The organism is Pseudoalteromonas sp. SG43-4 (assembly GCF_014164325.1).
GTDB classification, from domain to species: domain Bacteria; phylum Pseudomonadota; class Gammaproteobacteria; order Enterobacterales; family Alteromonadaceae; genus Pseudoalteromonas; species Pseudoalteromonas distincta.
This window is the reverse complement of record NZ_JACJFB010000004.1, coordinates 39801-58645: the sequence shown is the minus strand read 5'-3', so window position 1 is coordinate 58645 and position 18845 is coordinate 39801. Positions and strand designations below refer to the sequence as shown.

Annotated in this window: 13 protein-coding genes and 1 tRNA gene; 6 read left to right on the top strand and 8 right to left on the bottom strand. The window is 38.4% G+C overall.

All coding sequences use genetic code 11. The annotated features are described in order from the left end of the window. The first annotated feature begins 37 nt into the window (after positions 1-37). Positions 38-1186 (top strand): MFS transporter, encoded by a 1149-nt coding sequence (locus tag H5160_RS05365; RefSeq protein ID WP_182720361.1) that lies wholly within the window; start codon positions 38-40, stop codon positions 1184-1186. On the opposite strand, the gene H5160_RS05360 is transcribed toward H5160_RS05365, so the two are convergent. Continuing rightward, positions 1153-1653, bottom strand: coding sequence for a prolyl-tRNA synthetase associated domain-containing protein (locus H5160_RS05360; RefSeq protein ID WP_182737013.1), 501 nt, complete (start codon positions 1651-1653; stop codon positions 1153-1155). The two genes, H5160_RS05365 and H5160_RS05360, sit on opposite strands and share 34 nt — an antisense overlap. Position 1654: 1 nt before the next feature. Further along, a complete protein-coding gene (locus H5160_RS05355) occupies positions 1655-2050 on the bottom strand; it encodes a hypothetical protein (RefSeq protein ID WP_002957870.1) in 396 nt (131 codons plus the stop codon). A gap of 166 nt (positions 2051-2216) precedes the next feature. On the opposite strand from H5160_RS05355, the gene H5160_RS05350 reads away from it, so the two are divergent. The 4 genes from H5160_RS05350 (at position 2217) to H5160_RS05335 (ending at position 9219) form a co-directional block, all read left to right on the top strand. Beyond that, a tRNA-Ala gene (locus H5160_RS05350) sits at positions 2217-2292 on the top strand. A gap of 179 nt (positions 2293-2471) precedes the next feature. Next, positions 2472-3734: a PotD/PotF family extracellular solute-binding protein gene (locus tag H5160_RS05345; RefSeq protein WP_182715861.1), complete on the top strand. Its 1263-nt coding sequence runs from the start codon at positions 2472-2474 to the stop codon at positions 3732-3734. Next, complete coding sequence (locus tag H5160_RS05340) at positions 3734-6952, top strand: ATP-binding protein (protein WP_182720360.1); 3219 nt, start codon at positions 3734-3736, stop codon at positions 6950-6952. The genes H5160_RS05345 and H5160_RS05340 overlap by 1 nt, the downstream gene beginning before the upstream one ends. A gap of 59 nt (positions 6953-7011) precedes the next feature. After that, complete coding sequence (locus tag H5160_RS05335) at positions 7012-9219, top strand: EAL domain-containing protein (protein WP_182737012.1); 2208 nt, start codon at positions 7012-7014, stop codon at positions 9217-9219. Positions 9220-9291: 72 nt separating this feature from the next. Here H5160_RS05335 and H5160_RS05330 read toward each other — a convergent pair whose 3' ends face one another. Continuing rightward, positions 9292-10539, bottom strand: a complete 1248-nt coding sequence (locus H5160_RS05330; protein ID WP_182737011.1) for a glutamate-5-semialdehyde dehydrogenase — start codon at positions 10537-10539, stop codon at positions 9292-9294. Continuing rightward, entirely contained in the window at positions 10536-11642 is a 1107-nt protein-coding gene (gene proB, locus H5160_RS05325) for a glutamate 5-kinase (RefSeq protein ID WP_002957876.1), read from the bottom strand. Before proB ends, H5160_RS05330 begins: the two co-directional genes overlap by 4 nt. Positions 11643-12511: 869 nt before the next feature. On the opposite strand from proB, the gene H5160_RS05320 reads away from it, so the two are divergent. Then, positions 12512-14359: a sodium:proton antiporter gene (locus H5160_RS05320; RefSeq protein ID WP_002957877.1), complete on the top strand. Its 1848-nt coding sequence runs from the start codon at positions 12512-12514 to the stop codon at positions 14357-14359. Positions 14360-14428: 69 nt separating this feature from the next. On the opposite strand, the gene H5160_RS05315 is transcribed toward H5160_RS05320, so the two are convergent. The 4 genes from H5160_RS05315 to hflK form a co-directional block, all read right to left on the bottom strand. Further along, positions 14429-15067, bottom strand: coding sequence for a tetratricopeptide repeat protein (locus H5160_RS05315; protein ID WP_024597265.1), 639 nt, complete (start codon positions 15065-15067; stop codon positions 14429-14431). A 111-nt stretch (positions 15068-15178) separates the two neighbouring features. Further along, a complete protein-coding gene (locus tag H5160_RS05310; protein WP_024597266.1) occupies positions 15179-16492 on the bottom strand; it encodes an adenylosuccinate synthase in 1314 nt (437 codons plus the stop codon). Positions 16493-16706: 214 nt separating this feature from the next. Beyond that, complete coding sequence (gene hflC / locus H5160_RS05305) at positions 16707-17585, bottom strand: protease modulator HflC (RefSeq protein WP_002957880.1); 879 nt, start codon at positions 17583-17585, stop codon at positions 16707-16709. Positions 17586-17590: 5 nt separating this feature from the next. Further along, the gene (gene hflK, locus H5160_RS05300) at positions 17591-18760 is read right to left on the bottom strand and encodes an FtsH protease activity modulator HflK (RefSeq protein ID WP_002957881.1); all 1170 of its coding nucleotides are present in this window, start codon (positions 18758-18760) and stop codon (positions 17591-17593) included. Between the last annotated feature and the right edge of the window lie 85 nt (positions 18761-18845).

Below are 18845 nucleotides of genomic sequence, written 5' to 3'. Positions count from 1 at the left end.
TACCAGACAACAAATCAGCAAATGTATAAGCCATATAATGCGTTTACCTCATCTACTCGTTTGCTCGGTATTTATATTTTTTGTACTTTATGCACCACAACCTCTACTTAGCCTTTTTGCGAGCGAATTTAATGTAGCCCCTGCGGTAGCTGGCAGCTTAATGACTGCAACTATGCTGCCCTTAGCCATTGCCCCGCTCGTTTACGGTTTATTTTTAGCAAAAATAAACCCACTACTTATATTACGTATTGCAATGGTGCTTTTAGGCCTTAGCTGCTTACTTTTTGTTTATGTACCTGGCTTTGAGCTTTTATTATTAGTCAGATTTTTACAGGGTTTAACGCTCCCCGCAGCTTTAACAGCAATGACTAGCTATATAGGCATGAGTTATAGCGCTGATACACTTCAAAAAAATATGACCCTATATATTGGTAGCAGTATAGTTGGTGGTTACTTTGGACGTGTGCTTGCCGCTTTGTTTAGCGACTTATGGAATTGGCAGAGCTTTTATTACGTAATTGCTTTTATGCTTATTTGCTTAGCTTTGACAGTTAAGCATTCTCGCTTTACAAACCCAGCTAAACAGTCGCAACTCTCCCCACTCGATTACATTAAACAACTTAAAGAAGGCGCTGTACTTAAAGTTTACGGCGCCGTTTTTTGTATGTTTTTTTGCTTCGCTGCACTGCTTAATTACTTACCGTTTATATTACAAAACACGTTTTTAATTACCAATACTCGTGACATAGGTTTAGTTTACAGTGGTTATTTAATTGGTGCCCTCGCCTCTATTGCTGCACCTTGGTTACTTAAAAAAGTCCCTTCGCCTTGGCATTTATTAACTGCGGTATTTAGTTTTTATAGTGTGAGTATTATTTTATTAATGAGCCATCAGCTTAGCTTATTTTTAATCGCATTTACTTTGTTTTGTGGTGCTATGTTTGTGATTCATTCAACTGCCGCACCGCTCGTTAATAAAATCAGTAAAGCCCCACCAAGTGTAACCAATGGCGGATATGTCTCGTTTTATTACAGTGGTGGCGCATTGGGGTCGTTATTACCCGGTGTGGTATACCAACATCATGGGCAAACAGCGTTTATGTTTACGCTGCTTGCGGTTTGCTTATGTGGTTTATCGTTAATTATGTGGGCTTATTTTGAGGGTAAAAATACAACGCGCGGTTGATGCTTTGTGTAATTAAAAAATGTTTCTAAATCAGCTTTACTAAGCAACCATGTTTGGGTGTTTTCAAACGGATGACAATGAAACAAATCACCGTGCCAAATATCTTGGTCAACCCATAAGCTCACTTCGTTTTGCTTATCATTTAAAAGAGCCAACATAGATACACACCCAGGAGCCACTTTTAAATATTTAGCTAGCCGCTCACTCGATGCAAACCCTAAGCGTGAAAGCCCTTGTTGCTTTGATAGTACCTTTAAGTCGAGTTGCTTATTGTGCGCTGTAATAACTAAAAAGTGTCGCTTGCCTTCGTTATCGCGTAAAAATAGGTTTTTAAGACGAGTACCTGGGCGCTCAATCATAAACTCATCTGCCGCTAAGCTAGTATGTAGCGGCGGATGCTCTATTGCATCGTAAGTAATATCTAGGTTCGCCAAAAGCTCTGCTAACTTAGTTTTATCAGCCAACATATTACAAACAACGCCCTCTTAGTTGTACACTCAAATCTCGCCATAAAACATCATTAACTTCATGCTTGTTGTCGCAATACTTACGATCTTTTAGCTCCTGATTTAATAATTCAACTGCTTGGTCTTCTAGCTGTAACTTCAGAATGCTCGATTCTTCAAAATGCTCTTTCTCTATATACTGCTTAACCTCACCACGACTTGGTCTCTTATTAGGACCACGGTCAAGGTTAAAGTTTTCACGATGCTTAGCTTTTACCGAAACAACATAAGCAAAAAGCTTATTGCCTTGCTCATCTTGCTTTTCGTGAAACTGTTTATTATTTATTTCAAAAGGCGGCTCATCATTTGAGGCACAGCCAGCGAGTAAAACCATAAGCGCTAGAACACATTTTTTCATTGTTTTTTATCGTTTTAGTTTTGAATTAAGCCGAGTCTAACAAAAATTGACGTAAACAGTGAAAATTTACGAAAAAATACTTGACCAAATTTATAAAAAAACTTAAAGTTCGTCCCGCTTGGAACTCAGCAGTCAAGCAGTTACATTATATGTAACTTAGGAATGTGGGGCTATAGCTCAGCTGGGAGAGCGCCTGCCTTGCACGCAGGAGGTCAGCAGTTCGATCCTGCTTAGCTCCACCACTTTCCTACTCCTTTTCAAATTCGTTCTACTCTTCTATTTTTCCACTGTTTTTATTATTTTTTGACACCCTAATATTCTAATTTTTCATTCTATATAATTTTAAATTTATCCATTCAACTTGTGTCTTTACAAGTTCTTAGCTATACATAATGTCACACATTAGTACTTTAGGCTTAACATGGACAACCCTAAGCGTTCAACGCTAAAAAAGCTAGCTGCAATAGGTTTAACAGCTGGTGCAATAACACATGCGCCTTATGTTTTTGCCCGAAAAAAAGTCACATTAAGAGTGCTTGGTACGCATGTAACACTCCAAGAGGCTATCCGCAAGCAAGCGATGAGTGACTTGGGTATTAATATAGAATTTACTCCCGCAGGCAGCGCTGCTGTTTTGCAAAAGGCATCAATGGACCCTAACTCCTTTGATTTATACGAACAATGGTCAGACAGCATTAATGTGCTTTGGGATGCAGGTTCCATTCAGCCAATAGAAAAAAAACGACTCACCTACTTTAACGAGATAAATCCACTTACTAAAACGGGAAAACTAACCGAAACTGCAAGTATTGGTGCAGGTGATGCCCCCTATAAATTATTAAATGTTCAACCCGATGGCACATTAAGCGCACAAGAAAGCGATCATCTTAGCTTTTTACCTTATGTGCATAATGTTGACTCTTTTGGTTACAACACCGACTTTATTAAGCCCGGTATAGCATACGAAACAGAAAGCTGGAGTTGGCTGCTTAATGACGAGAACAGAGGTAAAGTAGCTATTGTAAATGCGCCTACCATTGGATTATTTGACCTAGCCCTAGCAGCACAAAGTAAAGGGCTTATAAAGTTTAACGATATAGGTGCAATGACCCGCTCCGAACTTGATAGATTGTTTAGTATATTACTCGATTTTAAACGCCAAGGTCACTTTAGTGGCTATTGGAACTCGGTTCCTGAGTCGATTGAATTTATGAAAAGTAAACGAGCCCACATAGAAAGTATGTTTTCGCCTGCCGTGTCTGCATTAAACAGCCAAAATATTAATGTACGATTTGCCGCGCCAAAAGAAGGCTACCGAGGCTGGCATGGTGTTATGTGTTTATCGTCACAAATACAAAGTAGCGCAAAAGATGCTGCGTACGATTATATGAATTGGTGGCTTTCAGGCTGGCCTGGTGCATTTATTGCTCGCCAAGGTTATTACATTAGTAACCCGCAGCGCTCTAAACTACTCCTATCTCAGTCTGAATGGGATTACTGGTACGGTGGAAAAGCAACAAACATAGATTTATTAAATACCAATGGCGATGTAGCAGTAAAAGCAGGTGGGCAACGTAATGGCGGTAGTTACCATAAGCGCTTTAGTAATGTAGCAGTGTGGAATACAGTTATGCCAACCTATGACTACAGCCTGCAAAAATGGTATGAGTTGATTAGCCGATAATGATAATAAACTCAATTAAATCAAAAATAATATTAGCTCTGTGTTCGCTGATTGGATTACTTCTTTTACAGAGCTATTTGTTTAACTATTCGCAAACGTCTTTACTTAACTTGCAAAAATCGCAACATAACGCACTTATTCAAAGTGAAGCTGTAACTAACTTAGAAAACGATATTATCTCCCTGCAAGCGCATGCGGTCTCATTTATTGACAATGCAAATGAAAATACGATTACCAAATTTAATTTTTACTTAAATAAGGCAAATCTAGATCTTAAGCAACTAAAAGCAAACACTCAAAACCATACACCACAGTACAAAAATTCACTAATACGCCTTGGCGAATATTTAAATAATTACCAAGATACATTTGGCCAAGTTGTCATAAACAGACAAAAACGCGAACACCTTTACACCACTCAGTTCAAAAAACCTATTGATGACTTACAAGTAACAATTATTGATTTAGAAGAGTCTTCAAACAATGACAATAAAGTTATTTTTAACGATGTTTTACTCACAATAAGTAATTTAAAGCACGCTGCTGTAAGCTACCTTTATAAGCCTAACTTTGATGAAGCGCAAAATGTAAAACAAAACCTAGATTACTTACATAAAAAACTAACGAGCACGTCTGTAATAAATGAGTCCTTCTCCAATAAAACAATAAGCTTAAAACAAGCTTATAACAAACTTGTATTGCTAACCCGCAGCTACACTTTTTCTGTAAATGTAGTGCTAACTGGCATAGAAAACGAATTGCTGTATTTAACTAATGAAATTAAAAATATAGAAAAAAATAAACTAACCGAAACAGAAGAGCTACTAAGTAGCCACTTAACAAAAAATACAGAACAGGCAAATATATTTGCCGTTTTAATTATGTTAATCATTTTATTGTTAAGCTACTTTATTTTTAGATCGGTTATAAAACCGATTACCCAGCTCACTTTATTACTTAAGGACATGAATAACGAAAAGCCAGTAACTATTTCAAATACCAGCCAAAATCAAACTGAAATAGCGTCGGTAATAAAAGCAGCCAACGCTTTATATTTAAAAAATAAGCAAACCAAAGAGCTACTCAATGAAACCCGAGTATTAAATTCCCAAATGGAAGCAATGAATGCCGACTTGACGAGCGCTATGGAGCAAACCGATAAAGCCAATAAAACAAAAATAGACTTTGTAGCCAATATGAGCCATGAACTTCGCACTCCAATGAATGGCATATTAGGTATGTTGCAGCTATTACAAAGCAGTGAGCTTCCCTCAAGGCAAAAACATTACGCAGATAAAGCTTTTTCAAGTGCTCAAAATTTATTGCAGATTTTAAATAATATTCTGGATTTTTCTAAACTAGAATCGGAAAAAGTCCAGTTAGAGCAAATCCCTTTTACCTTACATACTATTGTTTCTAACGTTCAAAATTTATTCTCAACAAATGCCAAGCAAAAAGGCTTGCTACTAAATTTTACTTTACACGTTGATGCAGGACTTGAACTTATTGGCGACCCAATGCACTTAAGCCAAATAATAAATAACTGTGTAGGTAACGCAATTAAGTTTACTGAGCATGGTGAAATATCATTAATTATAGAAGCGACATCTCAACACGAAAAAACAATAAACCTTCGCTTTAGTATAAAAGACACGGGTATTGGGATGACTGAAGAGCAATCAAAAATTATATTCCAGTCTTTCTCGCAAGGTGATTCAAGCACAACAAGAAAGTATGGTGGAACCGGTTTAGGACTCACTATAAGCAAACAATTAACTAAACTGCTTGGCGGAGATATACAAGTAAGGAGCACGATTAATCAAGGTAGCGAGTTTTTCTTCACTCTACCCTTTACCTTATCTGAGCAGCAAAAACTTAAAAAACATGCCCTATTAATTAGCCCCGATAATGAGCAAATTAAAAAATTAATGGACTTGCTAAGTGATATAAATATAACAACAGAAACCACACAAGAACCATTAAGAGCCATTGCTAAAATGGCTCAACCTAATAGCCCATTTAGTATTGTAATAATGTCGATAAAACAAAAAGAGCTCAAAGATAACTTTATATTACAACAACTGTATGCTCAAAATAAAAATACTAATGAAAAATTGACGCTTATTTTATTGATTACTGATGAAGAGTCTCCTGAGCCAATTGCGAAAAATGAAAGTATAGACATTACACTTATTGGTAATAAGAATAGTGAAGTAGAAATTTTAAGGAAGCTTTCACCTGATAATTTTAAAGAAAAGCAATTAAGGCCTCATCCTAAATTCTCGGGTTTTAATGCATTGGTGGTTGACGATAATAAGATTAACCAAGAAATAGCTTCTGCCCTTTTAGCAAGGTTAGATATGGCCGTGATCATTGCTAATGATGGACATGATGCATTAGGTAAAGTAGAGACAAATGACATTGATATTATTTTTATGGATGTTCAGATGCCAGTTATGGACGGCTTAGAGGCAACAAGTATATTAAGAGAGCGGGGCTACAAAACTCCCATAATTGCAATTACAGCAGCCGCAGATCCTAATGATAAAAAAGCAGCGTTTAGAGCGGGTATGGATGACTTTTTAGTAAAACCAATTATTTTTGATGCTCTTTTCGAAAGTATAGAAAAACACCTACAAAGTAACAAACCATTAAATACAATTAATCTGCAGCTGGCAAAAGACAACGTAGAAAACAATGATGAATTGTTAGCTAAATTATTTACTCAGTTTGTCAACGATTACAATGACTTTTCAACTAAAGCTGATATATTAATCAAAAATGGAGAGTTAGAAAGCTTAATTCGACTAGTACATACACTTAAAGGATTGGCCGGCACATTAGGCTTGGAGCTACTGCAACAAAGCACGCAAAGTATTGAGAAAAACTTAATAGGTGAGAAGAGTATTAACTTATCTAGCTTTAATGAGCAATTAACTCTTACACTTTTTGCTGTAAAACAATTTTTGATAGCTGAGGGCTTTAAAAAAGAGCATAAGCAACTAAATCAGTTAGAAAACGAAGACTCGGTTATTGATAATATATACTCATTAGCATTAACGGCTCGCCCTGTACCTAGCAGTTTGATTAGACAGCTAGAAATGGATCAATATGATAGAGGACACTCTTTATTTAAGCTCAAAGAAGCAATTGATCATTTTAACTACGCGTTAGTGATTGAGCTTATTGATAAGTATAAAAACGATAATAAAAATTAGGCATAACCACTAACCTGAACTAGATTTAATATTGTAAAGAACGCAGAGAAGGACAGATAGTGCATTCAAATTACCTCGCAAACAGTAATGGATTAACCACAGAACAAAAGCATAAACCTTTAATTCTTATTGTTGATGACGAACCTAGTAATTTACACGTATTAGTTGAAGGGCTTTTAACGGACTACGATGTACGTATTTCGACTAGTGGTGAACAAGCATTAGTATTTGTTGAGTCAACTCGCCCTGATTTGATTTTATTAGACATAATGATGCCTGGCATGGACGGCTACGAAGTATGCAATATACTCAAAGCGAAACAAAATACTAAAGGGATCCCTGTTATATTTGTCACTGCGCTTACCGAAGAAGAGTCTGAAGAAAAAGGCTTTGCAATGGGCGCTATTGACTACATTCATAAGCCTTACAAATTAGCACTGGTAAGAGCGCGTATTCGCACGCATATAACAGCTCAAGGGATGTTAGACCGTCTCATTGAAAAAAACTTTGACCTACACGATAAGCTTCTCGAAATAGAATCTCTAGCACAAGAACTAACCCAACGAGAAGAAGAATTAAAGCTACTTTCCTCTAAGCAACAGTTGTTTTATCAAGCTTTAACAGGCACTGCTGACGGTGTAGTAATAACTGATAGCGATGGTAAAATAATTGCCGTTAACCCTTCTTTTTGTCGAATTACAGGATACTGTGAAGCTGACTCTTTAAAAATGCAATTGCACGATATAAAGAAAAACAATCATCCTAGTATTAGTTTTGATCAGGTGTGGGAGCATGCTAACAAAGCCGGTTACTGGAGTGGCGAACTTGTTACAAGACGAAAAAATGGCGAACTATATCCAGAGCTTTTAACACTAACAATGGTTAAAGGTGAGCAAGATACTAACGTACACTACATTGGTGTATTTAGTGATATATCGAGTGTTAAAATAACTCAAGAGCGTATTGATTATTTAACATGGCATGATGAGCTAACAGGTTTACCTAATCGAAATGGCTTTTTAAAGCAATTAGAGCAACAGCTTCAAACCTGCAATACGGATAAAACCTACGCTTATATTTATATTATTGATATTGATAGCTTTCACTCAATAAATGATGGTTTAGGGCTCCTTGCAGGAGATAATATACTTAAAGATCTTACTAAACGTATTCATACTCATATTGATAAAAAAGATGTTATTGCCCGTTTAGGGAGCGATGAATTTGCAACACTGTGCATTGTAGATAAAGGAGTTGGTCGTGCTAGAGCACAAATAATTGCAGAACGAAAAGCTCAAGAGTTACTCATAGCAATAAATCACCCATTTATATTTAATGATCAAGAAGTAAGCTTAACGGTAAGTATTGGCACGTATATTTTTCCGCGTGAGGATCAATGGGAAAGTGCTATAGAAACAATTAGAAATTGTGAAGCGGCCTGCTACAAAGCAAAAGAAAAAGGCGGTAACAGAATCACCTTTTTCGATACTTCATTTGGCGAGCAAGCAAAGCGCCGCTTCGAAATAGAGCAAGATTTACGCAAAGCAATTGCACAAAATGAGTTGTCTCTGTATTTGCAATCGCAATTTGATCGCAATCAAGAACTTAAAGGTGCTGAGGTTTTATTAAGATGGGAGCATCCCCAAAAAGGCTTTATTAGCCCTGGTGAGTTTATATCTATAGCTGAAGAGTCAGATATAATTTATGACTTAGATTGCTGGGTGACTACAAATGCGCTAGAAATATTAACGCAACTTAGTAAAACTCACCCTGAGTTAAACCTATCAATTAATGTAAGTGGTAGGCACTTTCATGAAGCGCGTTTTTTAAGCTTTATTAGCCAACAAATAAAGCAACATAGCATTAATCCTCAGCAACTCACTATTGAGATAATTGAAGGGACATTGCTTAATCATATGGAAGCGGCTATTGAGGCTGTTCACTGTCTCAAGAAACTAGGTATTAGGGTATCTATTGATGACTTTGGTACTGGGTATTCGAGTTTAACTTATCTAAAACAATTACCTATACAAGAACTAAAAATTGACCGCTCTTTTGTATTGGAAGCACCGACTGATAATAACGATAAGTTAATTATTGATATGATTGTAAGCTTAGGCCGTTTATTCGAGTTAGAGATTGTAGCTGAAGGCGTAGAGAACCAGTCCCACTTTGATTTACTACAGGAGTATCCTGAGGTTATTCTGCAAGGCTATTATTTGCATAGACCAGAACCTGCAAGTGATTGGTTTAAAAAGTTAAAGTAACTGTAGCGTGATTTATAAACTAAAAAGCCGAGCATGAATATGCTCGGCTTTTTATGGACTTAATTTTTGCGGTTACTCGCGAACTTGGCCAACTCCATTAACTAAATACTTTTCGGTCGTTAGTGATTCGAGGCCCATAGGACCGTATGCATGTAGCTTGGAAGTAGCTATTCCAATCTCTGCACCTAGGCCCAATTGTGAGCCATCAGAAAAACGAGACGATGCGTTAACCATTACTACAGAAGCATCAACACTACGTTGGAATAACTCTGCAGCAGCTTCATTTTTAGTACAAATTACTTCTGTATGGTTTGATCCAAACTGTGCAATGTGTTCAACCGCTGCCGTAAAGTTTGGTACAACGCGAATAGCGATTTCTAGGTCTAGATATTCTTCACCAAATTCGTTATCAGCTAGGACTGTTGCGTTATCAAAGTATTTAGCTGCAAAGCTGTCAGCATTTATTTTTACACCTTCTTGGCGTAATACAACTGCACACAAATTTAAAAACTCATCTGCCACATCTTGATGCACAACTAAACCTTCTAGTGCATTACAAACACCGGTACGCTGGGTTTTACCGTTAAGCAGTAAGTTAAGCGCAATTTCTAGGTCGGCATCTTTATCTACATATAGATGACAAACGCCTTTGTAATGCTGAATTACTGGGATCGTACTGTTTTCAGTAACAAAGTTAATTAAACCCTCGCCGCCGCGTGGAATGATTAAATCAATGCTTTCGCGTTGCTGCATCAGTTCCATTAACAGCGCACGGTCTGGATCTGGAATCACTGAAATAAGTGATACCGGTAAGTTGTGCTTCTCAAGTACGCGGTGCATTACACTTGCGATAGCTTGTGAACTTCTAAGTGCTTCTTTGCCGCCACGTAAAATTACGCCATTACCTGATTTAAAACATAATGCACCAGCGTCTGCTGTCACATTCGGGCGTGCTTCGTAAATCATACATACAACACCAAGAGGTACTCGCATTTTGCGAATTTTAATACCATTTGGGCGCTCAGTAATATCACGCAGCTGACCAACAGGATCATCAAGGCTTACGATTACTTCAATACCTTCTGCCATTGCTTCAATACGCTCATCGTTTAACGTTAAGCGGTCGATCATTGAGGCTGCTAAATTATTGTCGCGTGCTGCGCTTAAATCACTTTCATTTTCTTTTATTATAAATGCTTTTTGCTCTCTTAGTGCCGCTGCCATTTCAACTAAAACTTGGTTTTTAGTCTCGGTATCGAGTAAAGCAAGTGTATGTGCAGCTTTAGCTGCCTGACGTGAAATGTCCGTAATTAAACTCATGACTTCTCCAATAATGCGATATGTTTTTCAGATATAACTGGTCCAATTGAATCCTGCATTTTTTCGCTGAATTCACTCTGTTCGTTGTCTGCAATAAAGTTTAACAAACAGCTACTATAATTTGCGGTCGCTTTAGCTAAACGCGTACCGTCTTCACTACGTACTAAAATGGTATCACCCACGGCAAATTCACCGTGAACTTCCATAATTTCGTCACCACGAATACATCCACTTTCACCTTCAAGAGATTCATCAAATGATCCATCAACAACAACTTCACCTTGCTCATTTGCTGTATGTGTCATCCAATGAATAGAGTCCTGCATCGGTTTTTCGTACGGTAAAAATACACTACCTGGGTTTTCTCCAGCTAGCAGTTTTGTAAATGTTTCTTCTTTAAAGCCATTTATAATATAAGTCGCTATACCATGTGACGTTGCTTTTTCTGCCGCTTCTATTTTAGTTTTCATACCACCAGTACCTACCGCACTTGTAGCACATCCTGCCATAGCATAAATAGATTCATCAATTGATTTTATTTCAGGCAGTAACACCGCATCATCATGTAAGTTAGGGTTTTTATCATATAGCCCATCAACGTCTGAGAATATTAATAAAGCATCGGCATCGGCAGCTGCTGCGACCATTGCTGATAAGTTATCGTTGTCACCTACTCGTAAATCGTCGGTGGTTACGGCATCGTTTTCATTAATGATAGGAAGTACACCATGTTCAAGTAAAGTGAACACGGTTTCACGGATGCTCTGGTAACGCTCGCGGTCACGTAAATCGCCGTGCGTTAATAATAGCTGCGCAGATGGAAAGTCAAAAAAGCGGTCCCACATGGCAATCATTTCTGTTTGACCTGCTGCCGCCATTGCTTTTTTCATTACCACAGAGCGTGGTTTGTCTGATGGGAATAAATGCGCGCCAGCAGCTACAGAACCCGATGATACTAAAATCACCTCGATTCCACGGGCACGACAACGAACAATGAACTGTGCGATGGTTAATATGTAACGCGAACGGCAGCCATCTTGATCTGGTGCAATTAATGCACTACCTACTTTAAGTACGATACGTCGCCAATTTAACTTTTGCATAAATGCTCAACTTTCCATTTTATCTGCGCTCACCTTAATTAGACGAGCTAAAACTAAGTAGCTAGGTTTAAAACATAGCTTCGAATTTGTCTTTCATTTAGGCAACACTTTTTTACACACACGCGAAAACCATATCTAAAACAATAAGCTTAGATTTAAGGTTAAGTATAAAGTAGCAACAACCCAATAATATCGAGCAGCACTAATCAAAAAATTTAAAAGTGTTGTTTATGCATCGCTGTAAAAAGCTGTGTGTGGCTTTTTTATTAACAACATACATAGAGCCTCTAAAGTCTGATACACCAACAGATAGGGTGAAGACCAAAGGACCGAGATTTAACCGCCACGATGGGGGTTAAACATTGAAAGTAATAGTTCAACTCAAACCTTTATTTACTTAAATAATTAAATAAACTTGTTTAGCAAAACCATACCAAGAGTTCGGCAAATGAAATTATATAGTGTTCGAATACTAGTAACACCACTAATACATGATTATAAAGATTAAAAATGACGTTAAGATTAACAAACCACTTTTACTTCCAATAAACTTCATTAGATAACTAATTATTAGAACACGAAGCATATTACACTAAATACCCCTTAAAAATCAAGGTTAAAATTCGAGCGAAGCTAATTCCTCCTCGTTTGTGGTGTTAGATTGTTATTAAAATTCAACCAATTAAACAATTAATACAGCCTAAAATAAGGCGGCTTAACACGCGCAAAATAATTTAAGCCTACTAATCTTCTATAAGCAGCTAAAATTGATTAGTAATATTTGAATTTCCCGTGTATACCCCTGTATTAATAATTAACAAAAGTTATACTTTCTAAACAAACCGTCATAAATAAGGAATTCTTAATCTATGTCAGCAATTTACATAGCCGGTATCGCACTTTGCTCTGTGCTTGCCCAATGGGTCGCGTGGGCTTTTAGAGTGCCCGCTATTCTTTTCTTATTGCTTACTGGTCTTTTACTTGGGCCATTTAGTGGTGTTTTAGACCCTGATGCATTGTTAGGTGATTTACTGTTTCCAGTTGTATCACTAAGTGTTGCCATCATTTTATTTGAAGGATCCTTAACTCTGCATTTCAGAGAGCTAAAAGGAATCGGAAAAGTTGTAAGGAACCTTTGCTCCATCGGCATGCTTACTACCTGTATTATTATTAGCCTCAGCGCCTATTGGTTGCTTGAACTTAATTGGCGTGTAGCTGCGGTATTAGGTGCAGTGCTAGTTGTAACAGGCCCTACTGTTATAGCACCGCTATTAAACTCAATGCGCCCAACACAAGACATTGACCGCATACTTCGATGGGAAGGTATTGTAATAGACCCGATCGGCGCATTATTCGCTGTATTAGTATTTGAAGCCGTAATGCTGGTAGGCCAAGGCGAAGTATTTAGCCACACTATTATTGCTTTAGTTAAAACCCTAGGTGTTGGATTAAGTATTGGTGTTGCTGCTGGTTGGTTAACAACACTATTAATGCGCCGCGAGTGGCTACCATTTGAATTACATAAGTTTGGTATATTGGCATTAGTACTCATTAGTTTTTCTGTATCAAACTATTTAAGCCATGAATCAGGCCTATTAGCAGTGACTGTATTTGGTATTTGGCTTGCTAACCAAGACGATTTAGAAATAGATTCTGTACTTGAGTTCAAAGAAGACTTGTCGATGATATTAATATCAACGCTGTTTATTTTACTTGCAGCACGCTTACAGCTCTCTGATTTAATGATGCTCGACAGCGATGTATTTATATTTTTAGCTATCGTGCTTTTTGTTGCTCGTCCACTGTGTATTGCTATTTCGACCTTTGGTACTGATTTACCAATGAAGTCTCGTTTGGTACTTGCCTGGATAGCTCCACGCGGTATAGTCGCCGCAGCCGTTGGGTCGGTATTTGCGCTTAGCATGATGGAGTCTGGTGTTGCTGATGCTGAAAAAATGGTACCTCTTATATTTACAGTAATTATAATTACCGTTGTACTACAGAGCTTAACCGCCATTCCTGTTGCCAAGCTATTAGGTGTACGCCAACCATCGCCTAATACAATATTAATTATTGGTGCAAACCATGTATCGCGTGCTATCGGCCGAGGCTTGCAAGAGCAAAACATTCCGGTTCACCTGTCAGATCCTGCATGGGAAAACTGCAGAATGGCACGTATGGATGGTTTAGCTTGTTATTATGGTAACCCACAATCAGAGCATGCTGAACGCTACTTACCTCTAACAACGATTCGTAGTGTATTAGCATTATCGCCAAATCGTCATCATAATGCGTTAGGTGTTCAATACTTTTCGCATTTACTTAATGAGAAAAATGTATTTTCGCTACGCTCATCAACGTCGCATGCAAAAGCAAATAAAGACAGCGCAACGTTTTTATCTAGACAAATACTGTTTGGAGACGAAGGCTCGTATGCACGTTTAAGCAGTATTATAGCTAAAGGCGGTAAGGTTAGTTCAACACGTATCTCGGATGAGTTTAGCTGGGAACAATACTTAGAAATGAACCCTGAGGCTATCCCTTTATTTATTCTCAAAGGTGATAAAGACAGTGATGACGATACACCAATTAAGCTAAGACCGTTTACAATCAACATGGAAAAACCGCCGCAAGAAGGCGAACGCGTTGTTGCATTGCAGCCGCCTAAAATGTCAGTTTTAAAAGACCCGCAAACAAAGGCTAAAGAAGACAGTTAAATACTTTTACGGTCTGTAAAAACTAAAAAACCCTAACTTAAAAAGTTAGGGTTTTGTTTTTAAAAGCCATTAAATAGGAAGGCGAGCTCGAGCAACCACACTATCTGGCATTTTTTGCGCTAACTTAGTCAGCGCTCGCTCAATTTTTTTATGAGTCGCTTTATCTGCCACCATAGAATTAAATAGCCAACGATAGGCATCTTCAAAATCACGCGGGCTGCCATAGCCATCATTAAATAATTTAACTAAACGTAGTTGTGCTTTTAAATTGCCTTGCGACGAGGCTTCACGCAAATACGTAATTGCCATTGCTTTATCTTGCTGAACTAAGCGACCAGTGTCGTAGTATCGTCCCAATTGCTCTAGCGCTGCCGCTAAGCCTTGCTCAGCTGCTTTTCGCATGTAATACACACCTAACTCTACATTGCGATCAACGCACACGTTATAAGCCAGCATATCGCCGTATAAAAATTGATAAGACGGCAATGCCATTTTATTGGCTCGTGCTTCTATATCTTGCACCAACTGGCAATCATCTGCCTTTACGCGCGCTAAATGCGTATTTTTATTTATTAACGCAATTAGCTCTGATTCTGTATACAGCGGCACAGCAGCAGGGCTTTCTGTAGCTAAGCTGTTGGTTGCTATAAATAAAGACAGCGGTATTAACGAAAGCCTTAGTACGCAATTACGATTAAATAAACGCATGTTCACCACTTATATAAATAAACTTATTAAATAATATACAAAGATCGTTCCAAGGTGAATTTTAGACACAAAAAAAGCTGCACGGAGCAGCTTTTTTTAATCTAATGGTAATTACGCAAACGGATTGCGAAGCACCATAGTTTCTACACGGTCAGGACCTGTAGAAATAATATCAATTGGAACACCCGTAATTTCTTCAATACGTTTGATGTAGTCAATCGCAGCTTTTGGTAAACCGTCAAGACTAGTTACACCAACAGTGTTTTCTGACCAACCTGGCATTTCTTCGTATACTGGTGTTACTTTATCGTAACCTTCAGCCGCTAATGGTGTTACGTTAGTAACTGTGCCATCTTCAAGCTTGTAACCAGTACAGATTTTAAGTGTTTCTAAGCCATCTAAAACATCAAGCTTAGTTAAACAAAAACCTGAAATACTGTTGATTTGAACTGCACGGCGCATAGCCACTGCATCTAACCAACCAGTACGACGAAGTCGACCTGTTGTAGCGCCAAACTCATGGCCTTTATCACCTAGGTGCTTACCAACTGGATCTTGTTTATCAAGACCGTCGTAAAGCTCTGTAGGGAAAGGACCTGAACCAACACGTGTCGTGTACGCTTTAATAATACCTAAAACGTAATCAAGGTTTAATGGACCAAAACCTGCACCAGTCGCAACGCCACCAGCGGTAGTGTTTGAAGATGTTACATAAGGGTAAGTACCGTGATCTATATCAAGTAACGTACCTTGTGCACCTTCAAATAAAATGTTTTCGCCTGCTAAACGCGTTTGATCTAAAAGCTCAGTTACATCTACAACCATTGCTTTTAAGATATCAGCAACAGCCATTGCATCATCAAACGTTTTTTGGAAATCTACAGCATCTACTTTGTAGTAGTTAACTAAAGTGAAGTTGTGGTACTCAAGCACTTCTTTTAATTTAGCTGCAAATACTTCAGGATTAAATAAATCGCCTACGCGTAAACCACGACGTGCTACTTTATCTTCGTACGCAGGACCGATTCCACGGCCAGTTGTACCAATAGGCTTATCGCCACGAGCTGTTTCGCGGGCTACATCTAATGCAACATGGAAAGGCAAGATTAGCGGACATGCTTCACTTATTAAAAGACGCTCGCGTACTGGTACGCCGCGCTCTTCAAGCATGCCAATTTCTCTCATTAGCGCTTCTGGTGATAAAACTACACCATTACCAATCACACATTTAACATTGTCACGTAATACACCCGATGGAATAAGGTGTAGAACCGTCTTTTCACCTTCGATAACTAAAGTATGACCCGCATTGTGGCCACCTTGATAACGAACTACTAAAGATGCTTTGTCTGTAAGGAGATCAACTACCTTACCCTTTCCTTCGTCACCCCATTGGGTGCCTAATACAACAACGTTTTTACCCATCGTAAATTCACTTAGAGAAAATTAGGACGAGATTTTACCAGAAAACTAAAGTAAAGATCACCCCTGTTCAGCTTATTTTTTCTGCGGGCAATTGTTATATCCAAATATTGACCAATAACCACATAAATAACAGTGATTTAACGCACTAGTTTGTATTTAACAAAAAGCCCCGCAAATGCGAGGCTTTTTAACTTTTAAATAATTAACGTAAAGTCTATTGAGCTTTAGCGCCTTTCATATATTGGAAGAAGTCGCTATCTGGTGAAAGCACCATAACATCTTGCTTATCTTTAAAAGTCTTTTTGTAAGCTTCAAGTGAACGTACAAAACTAAAGAACTCAGGGTCTTTGTTATACGCATTAGCATAAATGCCTGCAGCATCAGCATCGCCTTGACCACGTACAGAACGTGCATTACGCTCAGCATCAGCAAGCATTACAGTTACTCGACGGTCAACTCCCGCACGAATAGTCTCTGCTTTTTCCTGACCTTCAGAACGGTGCTCTTTTGCAACCGCAGTACGCTCAGCGCGCATACGTTGGTAAATAGAGCTACTCACTTCTTGTGGTAAGTTGATTTGCTTAACACGTACGTCTAGTACTTCAATACCTAGCTCACGTGCACTTTCAGAAGCTTGTACTAACGCTTCTTCCATCAACTCGCTACGCTCACCTGATACAATTTCGCGAATTGTACGTGTACCAAAGTTTGTACGAAGACCATTGTTTACTTTTTGCTTAAGTAGCGTTTCAGCATATTGCTTATCGCCACGAGCACGTAAGTAAAAAGCACTAAAGTCATTAACTCGCCATTTTACAAACGAATCAACAATTAAGTCTTTTTTCTCGCTAGTAACAAAGCGATCTGGCGCACCATCTAGCGTTTGAATACGTGCATCAATACGACGTACTTGGCTAAAAAATGGTACTTTAAATTGTAGGCCTGGGCCATATACAATCGCTTTGTCGTCGCTATCTTTTTGTACTTTACTGAATAACATTACAATTGCTTTTTGCCCTTCAGGTACAACAAATACCGATGAGAAAGACATAACAATGGCAGCTAATAGTATTACTAAACTAAAGTTTTTCATTATGATTATCTCCCATCATTGAAGCGGTCGTTGTTAAAGCGGTCATTGCCACTATTAACAGAGCTATTGCGCGACGTATTAACTTTATTACGTAAGTCTTGAATATCACTTGAACTTGGAAGTGCAACTCGTGTTGCGGTTCCTTGCTTGTCCATGATTTTATCAAGAGGTAAATACATCATGTTATTGCCGCCTTTAACATCAACCAATATTTTAGAACTACTCCCTAACACTTCTTCCATTGCATCAATGTATAAGCGCTCACGAGTAACTTCTTTAGCTGCTTGATATTCAGGTAAAAGCTTTTCAAAGCGAGCTACCTCACCTTGTGCTTCCAATGTAATGCGCTCTTGATAACCTTCCGCTTCTTGAGTCATACGCGTTACTTGACCACGAGCACGCGGTTCAATTTCACGAGCATATGCTTCTGCTTCACGGATGAAACGTTCTTCATCTTCTTGTGCAGCAATTGCATCATCAAATGCATCTTTAACTTCAGTTGGTGGACGAGAGTCTTTAAAGTTCACGTCAGTAACAATTAAACCTAAGTTATATGGTTCGATAATCTTATTAAGCTCATCCCATGTATTTTGACGAACAACCTCACGGCCATTAGTTAATACTTGGTCCATTTTTGCATGGCCCACAACATAACGCAGGGCACTGTCTAGCGCTTCTTCTAAGCTACTATCAGCGTTAGTTACGCTAAATTCATAAAGGTATGGGTCAATAACACGGTATTGCACCTGAAACTCAACGCTCACTACGTTTTCGTCTTCAGTAAGCATAAAACCAGAAGCCGATAATGAACGAACAGCTTCAATATCTACTGGGATTACCGTTTCGATGAAAGTCATTTTCCAACGCAAACCAGGATCAGCAATTCGGTCATATTTACCAAATTGTAGAACCACACCACGCTCGGCTTCTTTAACCGTATAAATACCACTTAACGCCCATACAATAACGGCGATAATAAGTATGAATGAAATACCGGCTCCGCCAAGTCCACCGCCGCTACCATTGCCGGATTTTTTCCCGCCAAATAAGCCGCTGAACTTGTTACTAAACTTGCGGAACACCTCGTCTAAATCAGGTGGGCCTTGATCACGTCCGCCTTTATTATTCCACGGATCTTTGTCATTGCCATTATTACCCGGTTCATTCCAGGCCATAGCTATACTCCATTGTTATCTAAATAAATTAGGAAATTGTGTTAAATCTAACAAATCTACCGCGTTTCTCATACAAAAACCGACA

Coding starts and splice junctions, on each gene's coding strand:
- proB (WP_002957876.1), bottom strand. CDS start 11,642: ATGCAAAAGTTAAATTGGCGACGTATCGTACTTAAAGTAGGTAGTGCA.
- H5160_RS05310 (WP_024597266.1), bottom strand. CDS start 16,492: ATGGGTAAAAACGTTGTTGTATTAGGCACCCAATGGGGTGACGAAGGA.
- H5160_RS05360 (WP_182737013.1), bottom strand. CDS start 1,653: ATGTTGGCTGATAAAACTAAGTTAGCAGAGCTTTTGGCGAACCTAGAT.
- hflK (WP_002957881.1), bottom strand. CDS start 18,760: ATGGCCTGGAATGAACCGGGTAATAATGGCAATGACAAAGATCCGTGG.
- H5160_RS05355 (WP_002957870.1), bottom strand. CDS start 2,050: ATGAAAAAATGTGTTCTAGCGCTTATGGTTTTACTCGCTGGCTGTGCC.
- H5160_RS05315 (WP_024597265.1), bottom strand. CDS start 15,067: ATGCGTTTATTTAATCGTAATTGCGTACTAAGGCTTTCGTTAATACCG.
- H5160_RS05345 (WP_182715861.1), top strand. CDS start 2,472: ATGGACAACCCTAAGCGTTCAACGCTAAAAAAGCTAGCTGCAATAGGT.
- H5160_RS05330 (WP_182737011.1), bottom strand. CDS start 10,539: ATGAGTTTAATTACGGACATTTCACGTCAGGCAGCTAAAGCTGCACAT.
- H5160_RS05365 (WP_182720361.1), top strand. CDS start 38: ATGCGTTTACCTCATCTACTCGTTTGCTCGGTATTTATATTTTTTGTA.
- hflC (WP_002957880.1), bottom strand. CDS start 17,585: ATGAAAAACTTTAGTTTAGTAATACTATTAGCTGCCATTGTTATGTCT.
- H5160_RS05320 (WP_002957877.1), top strand. CDS start 12,512: ATGTCAGCAATTTACATAGCCGGTATCGCACTTTGCTCTGTGCTTGCC.
- H5160_RS05340 (WP_182720360.1), top strand. CDS start 3,734: ATGATAATAAACTCAATTAAATCAAAAATAATATTAGCTCTGTGTTCG.